We start from the raw sequence: 5,028 nt of genomic DNA on the forward strand, positions 1-5,028 counted from the left end.
CGCCCGGCGCCGGACGCGCCGCGCCGAACTGCGGGTGCGGGCACCGCTGCTGCCCGGGGAGCGGCCGGACTCCGACCGGCTCGTGGTCCTGGAGGGCGAGCGGCCCGACGCCTGGTGGCTGCCCGGCTCCCCGCCCCGACTGGTCGTCACCACGGCCGCGTTGCGCCGGCTGAAGGGCAGGCAACTGGACGCCGTCCTCGCCCACGAGCGGGGGCACGCGCAGGCCCGGCACGACTGGCTGCTGCACTGCTCCTCCGCGCTGGCGGGCGGTTTCCCGCAGGTGCCGGTGTTCGCGGCGTTCCGCGACGAGATGCACCGGCTGGTCGAACTCGCCGCCGACGACATGGCGTCCCGCCGCTTCGGCCGGCTGACCACGGCCCTCGCCCTGGTGGAACTCAACGAGCACCGCGGGGTGTTCGGCGGCCCCTGCCCGGCCCCGCAGGCCCACGTCCCGGCCCGGGTGCACCGCCTGCTCACGCCCTCGAACCGCCTCACCGCGGGACACCGCCTACGACTCACGGCGGTGGCGTCGCTGGTCCCGGTGATCCCGGTACTGGTGGCGTTCGTACCGGGTCTGCGAGCACTCGGCTGACCCGCGCCCGAACGCCGCGCCACGTTCCCGCGGGCAACAACGCCGCCGCCATCCGCGGGCGGCCGCATGCCGCCCGTTCCCGCGGGCAGTCGTGCCTCCCCCAGTGCCTCAAGGGCCTGGGAGATACCCCCGGGCGATCGGGGTGTCCCCGCCCGAGGGCGGGCGGTGGGGGTACCTCCCGCCCATGGGGTCCCACTCGAGCGAAGCCGGGAGTGGGGAGGCACCCCGCGAACGCCGGGCCGCGCGACCCCGCCCCCGGCCCGCACCGACGCGGGGCACCCCACACGGCACCGGCCGGCGCGAACCCGGAAGAGGCCGGAGGCAGGACACTGGCCCCGGACGCCGCCGTTCGGCGAGGATCGCCTCATGCACACCCCCCACACCGAATCCCCGCCCGGGCCACCGAGGCACCGCCCGGCCACCCTGTCCACCGGAGTGCTGGCGCTGTGCTCGGCGCTGCTGCTGACACTGGTCGGCGTCGAGTGGCGCCCGCTGCTCGAACTGGACGCCGACATCGCCCGCACCACGCACCGCTGGGCGGTCGAGGAACGAGGGCTGACGCAGACGTCCCGCATCCTGACGGACTGGGTCTGGGACCCGTGGACGATGCGGGTGCTGTGCGGTGTGGCGGCGGCGCTGCTCGTCTGGCGGTACGCCGCCCCCTGGTCGGCGCTCTGGCTGGTGCTCACGGTCGCCGTCGGGACGGTGGTGCAGCAGGGGCTGAAGGCCGCGCTGGACCGCGCCCGCCCGGTCTGGCCCGACCCGGTGGACTCCGCGCACTACGCGGCGTTCCCGTCGGGGCACGCCATGACCGCGACGGTCGTCTGCGGTCTGCTGCTGTGGCTGCTGCACCGCCACGGGGTGGGCCGCGTCCTGTGGCGCACGGCGCTGGCCGTGGCGGTCCTCTCGGTGGCCGGCGTCGGCCTCACCCGGGTCTGGCTCGGCGTCCACTGGCCCACGGACGTCCTCGGCGGCTGGCTGCTCGGCGCCCTGACGGTGGCGGCGGCCGTGGCGGTCCACCGGCGGCGGTGTCCGGCGCGCCGGTGAGTCCGGGCACCCCCGAACCGGCGGCCCGAAACCGCTTTCGCCGCGGACAAGACCGTTCACCTCGGACGATCCCCCGCGTCGCCCGAGGTGAACGGCAACCCGGAGAGGCCCGCCAAGGGGCCTCACCGGACGCGCTGAGTATAGTTGGCTGCCAGCCAGTCAACGCAGGAGTCCAGCATGTCCCCGCGCAGCGCCCTGGTCAATGAAGAGTTGCGGAGGCGTTCGAAGGAGCGGCTCCTGCACGCCGCCGTGGAGTTGGTCGACGAGCACGGGTACGAGGCCACGACGCTGGGCGACATCGCCGACCGGGCGGGCTCCGCGCGGGGCCTGGTGTCGTACTACTTCCCGGGAAAACGCCAGCTCGTACAGTCCGCCGTGCACCGGCTGATGCACCGCACCCTGGAGGAGGCCCTGGAGCGGGAGCCCCGCACCGAGGACGGCCGGGAGCGGATGGCGCGGGCCATCGACGCGATCCTGGGCCTGGCGCGGGACCGGCCGGTCCTGATGCGCCAGCACATGGCCGGACTGCTGCAGGCCGAGGGCTTCCGGCCCTGCCCCGAGCAGCGGCGACTGGCCGAACTGCTGAGCGACACCGTCGCCCGGCACGGTTCCCACGACGTCGACGCGGACTACCCGATGCTGCGCGCCCTGCTGATGGGTGCCGTGTACGCGGCCCTGGTGCCGGGCGCACCCATGCCGGTCCCGGTGCTGCGCGGGGAGCTGTTCAAGCGCTACCGGCTCGACTGGGAGATGGGCGTCCCGCCGGACACCGAGGTGTCCGGCGGGACGTGTGGGAAGGACCGGGCGGACATGGCCCGGTTCTTCGCGACGGAGCCGGACGCTCAGTCGAAGTAGTCCGGCTGGGTCTGCGTGTTGAGCTCACGCAGGTGGACCCGGCGGGCCGGGTCCGTACGCCGGTCGTCGATCTTCAGGACGTCGAAGCCCTTGGCGATGTCGTTCGAGTAGATGTAGCCGTTGTAGTAGTACGCCGACCAGGAACCGCCGGTGACGAGCTGGTCCGTGGAGAGCGGACCGCGCTCGAAGTAGGCGATCTCCTTCGGCTTCGAGGAGTTGGTGAAGTCCCACACGGAGACGCCGCCCTGGTACCAGGCCTGGACCATCAGGTCCTTGCCCTTGACCGGGATCAGCGAGCCGTTGTGGGCCACGCAGTTCTCGGTGTCCGCCTGGTGGCGGGGGATCTTGAAGTAGCTGCGGAAGACCAGCTTCTGCCGGTCGCCCTTGCCGACGATGTCGTAGATGCCGTCCGCGCCGCGGTTCGGGCCGGTCTCCGCGTTGCAGGTGGCGCCGCCACCGCCGCCCAGCTCGTCGGTGAAGACGACCTTGTTCGCCTTCTGGTTGAAGGTCGCCGAGTGCCAGAACGCGAAGTTGACGTTGTCCTGCACCCGGTCGATCACCCGCGGACGCTCCGGGTCCTTGATGGAGAACAGGATGCCGTCGCCCATGCAGGCACCGGCGGCCAGGTCCTTCGACGGCAGCACGGTGATGTCGTGGCAGCCGGTGGTCTTGGAGACACCCGGGTTGGTGGGCCCGCCGGGGTTGCCGCCGCCGTCCGGGCCCTCACCCGGGAACAGCACCGGGAAGCCGACCAGCGCCGCCTTGTGCGGGGCCTTGCGCGGCACCTTGATCACCGAGATGCCGTCGTGCGGCGGCTGGCAGTCGGGGTAGGCCGCGTTCGGCGAGTACGACGAGACGTAGATGTAGACGTTCTTGCGCTCGGGCACCAGCGTGTGGGTGTGCGAGCCGCAGGCGGTCTCGACCGCGGCGACATAGCGCGGGTTCCGCTTGTCGCTGATGTCGAAGACCTTCATGCCCTCCCACGAGGACTTCTCGGTCGCCGGCTGCGTGGTGCTGTTGCAACTGCTGTCGCTGCGCGAGGAGTCCGTGGACAGGAACAGCAGGTCGCCGGAGACGGAGATGTCGTTCTGCGAGCCGGGGCACAGCACCTGGGCCACCGTCTTCGGCGCCCTCGGGTCGCTGATGTCGAAGATGCGGAAGCCGTCGTAGTTGCCGGCGAAGGCGTACCGGCCCTGGAAGGCCAGGTCCGAGTTGGTGCCGGACAGCGCGTCCTTGGGGATGTTGGCCACGTGCCGGATGTTGTCGGAGTGGACGACCTCGTCCTGGGCGGGTATCTCGCCGCTCCGGATGGCTTCGCGTGCCTCGGCCTGGTCGCTGCGCGACACCTCCTTCTCGGCGGCCGGCGAGTCCCCGGGGTCGGGGATCGCCGCGGCCGGCGCGGCGGTGAGCAGCGCGGCCAGCAGTCCGCCGGCCGCCGCGGCAACTCCCAGTCGTCTGCGCCGGGTTCGGGAAACGCTCAACAGGATCACTGTTTTCCTCCCTGGTTCCGTTCACGTCGGAACGGTTTTCGCACCGGCAGTATCGTCGTGGACATGCACATATCAACAGGGGAGCAACACACTTGCAACGAAGTTTTTTGATCACTGACGCGCGGAAGCGTGCTAGGACGGTCGTCGACACTCACGAGGTGTCCCGCCATACGCCTGCCACAGGAGGTCCTTGTGCACTACCGCCGTGCGTCACGTGCGTCCCTCGTCGCGGCCGGGCTGACCGCTCTGGCCGTACTCGGGCTCGCGGGCTGCGACTCCGGCACGGACGACACCGAGTCGGCCGCCGCCGGGCCTTCGGTCATCGCGCCGGGTGAGCCCGGGGAGGCCAACCGGACCCTGTCGGCCGAGGAGGCGAAACGGCAGCGCGTCGAGGACGACTCCCCCAACTCGGCGGACGTGTCCTACGCGCGGATGATGATCCAGCACCACGCGCAGGCCCTGGAGATGACCGACCTGGTGCCGGACCGCGCCGAGTCGTCGAAGATCGTCAAGCTGGCCGAACGCATCGCCGCCGCGCAGCGGCCGGAGATCGAGGCGATGAAGGGCTGGCTGAAGAGCCACGACAAGGCGGAGCTGGACGACGGCCACGGGCACGACCACGCGACGATGCCCGGAATGGCCACACAGGCCCAGCTGGAGCAGTTGCGCGCGGCCGACGGCAAGGCCTTCGACCAGCTCTTCCTCACCCTGATGATCACGCATCACCAAGGGGCGGTCACCATGTCCACCGAGCTGAAGGGGCAGGGCAACAACATCCGGATGGAGGAGATGGCGGACGACGTGGTGGCCCAGCAGACCAGCGAGATCGGCCGGATGCGCGACCTGATGTGACGGTGCGCGGCACGCCGTGACGGCGGCCGGCGCCCGGCGTGACGGCTCAGCGCCGGACGTGCCGTGCGGGCAGCAGCCCCGCGTCGCGCGTCCGGCCGATGAGCCTGAGCGCACCGCGCCGGCTGTACCCGGTCTCGTCCATCACGGCGAGGACCGGATCGGTTCCCCGCTCCTGCGCCGCGCGGTACGCCC

The 5,028-nt window shown here is 71.8% G+C and carries 6 protein-coding genes; 4 read left to right on the plus strand and 2 right to left on the minus strand.

All coding sequences use genetic code 11. The features are described from left to right. The 3 genes from B7767_RS26780 to B7767_RS26790 form a co-directional block, all read left to right on the plus strand. Positions 1-592, plus strand: a 592-nt coding sequence (locus tag B7767_RS26780) for a M56 family metallopeptidase (protein WP_143652650.1), incomplete at its 5' end; no start/stop codon positions are given. A gap of 366 nt (positions 593-958) precedes the next feature. Beyond that, positions 959-1,639 (plus strand): phosphatase PAP2 family protein, encoded by a 681-nt coding sequence (locus tag B7767_RS26785; protein WP_085574431.1) that lies wholly within the window; start codon positions 959-961, stop codon positions 1,637-1,639. Between the two features lie 177 nt (positions 1,640-1,816). Continuing rightward, positions 1,817-2,494, plus strand: coding sequence for a TetR/AcrR family transcriptional regulator (locus B7767_RS26790; RefSeq protein ID WP_085574432.1), 678 nt, complete (start codon positions 1,817-1,819; stop codon positions 2,492-2,494). Here B7767_RS26790 and B7767_RS26795 read toward each other — a convergent pair. Beyond that, positions 2,482-3,984: an LVIVD repeat-containing protein gene (locus tag B7767_RS26795; protein ID WP_085574433.1), complete on the minus strand. Its 1,503-nt coding sequence runs from the start codon at positions 3,982-3,984 to the stop codon at positions 2,482-2,484. The genes B7767_RS26790 and B7767_RS26795 overlap by 13 nt on opposite strands. A 192-nt stretch (positions 3,985-4,176) precedes the next feature. Here B7767_RS26795 and B7767_RS26800 point away from each other — a divergent pair, with 192 nt between their 5' ends. Then, positions 4,177-4,836: a DUF305 domain-containing protein gene (locus B7767_RS26800; RefSeq protein ID WP_085574434.1), complete on the plus strand. Its 660-nt coding sequence runs from the start codon at positions 4,177-4,179 to the stop codon at positions 4,834-4,836. Positions 4,837-4,882: 46 nt separating this feature from the next. On the opposite strand, the gene B7767_RS48350 is transcribed toward B7767_RS26800, so the two are convergent. Next, a partial coding sequence (locus B7767_RS48350) for a DUF6214 family protein (protein ID WP_256923582.1) occupies positions 4,883-5,028 on the minus strand: 146 nt, incomplete at its 5' end.

Origin of the sequence: Streptomyces sp. 13-12-16 (assembly GCF_002114215.1) — a bacterium.
Lineage (GTDB): Bacteria > Actinomycetota > Actinomycetes > Streptomycetales > Streptomycetaceae > Streptomyces.